The sequence below is a fragment of the Algoriphagus aurantiacus genome, assembly GCF_035156405.1.
Classification (GTDB): domain Bacteria; phylum Bacteroidota; class Bacteroidia; order Cytophagales; family Cyclobacteriaceae; genus Algoriphagus; species Algoriphagus aurantiacus.
In genome coordinates, this window is record NZ_JAXRUT010000078.1 from 1 (window position 1) to 939 (window position 939).

1 protein-coding gene is annotated in these 939 nt (G+C 52.3%); it reads right to left on the minus strand.

Annotated elements, in window-relative coordinates; all coding sequences use genetic code 11:
- Positions 1–24: 24 nt before the first annotated feature.
- The coding region (locus SYJ56_RS25805; protein ID WP_323839285.1) for an IS256 family transposase at positions 25–939 on the minus strand (915 nt) is incomplete at its 5' end.

Sequence of the window (939 nt, forward strand, 5' to 3'; positions counted from 1 at the left end):
CCCCAAGGGAAGGGAACTAATTAATTAATTTTCCGTATTGATGTCCAGCTTCAGCCTTCCCTCAAATTTAATGGCCAGCTGCTGGACTGTCAAGCTCCAGTTGTGCAAAGGTGAACTCCATTTTTTCTCGATCCGGCGCGTGGCCAGATATACGAGTTTCAACAGAGCCATGTCACTGGTAAACGCCCCTTTGGTCTTGGTCACCTTTCTCACCTGCCTGTGGTACCCTTCCACCGCGTTTGTGGTATAGATCATCTTCCGGATGCCCTTGGTGTAGGCAAAATAGGCACTGAGCCTTTCCCAGTTGCTGTTCCATGACCGGAGTACCACCGGGTATTTCTTCCCCCATTTCTCTTCCAGATCCAGCAGTGCCGATTCTGCCCCGTCCCTGGTGTCCGCACCATAGACCAGCTTGAGGTCACGGGCAAACTCCTTCTGGTCCTTGCTTGCCACATATTTCAGGCTGTTGCGGATCTGATGGACGATACACAGCTGGATTTCGGTTTTGGGAAAAACCGAATGGATGGCCTCCGGAAAGCCTGCAAGATTGTCCGTACAGGCAATCAGAATATCCCTGACCCCACGGTGCTGCAGATCACTGAGTACCTGTAACCAAAAGTTGGCTCCCTCGCTTTCAGACAGATACATCCCCAGGATTTCCTTTCTCCCGGATTTGTTGATCCCAAGCACATTGTAAAGTGCCTTGTGCCTCACCTTTCCTTCTTCCCGCACCTTGAAGTGCATGGCGTCCAGCCACACGATGCAGTAAACCTCCTCCAATGGACGGTTCTGCCATTCTTTTACCCGGGGGATCACACGGTCTGTGATCTCGCTGATCACGTGGGTGGAGACCTCCGTATCATACATTTCCCTGATATGCGAGGAGATGTCACGCAGGCTGCTGCCCATCCCGTAAAGGGCGATGATCTGGTCCGCCAG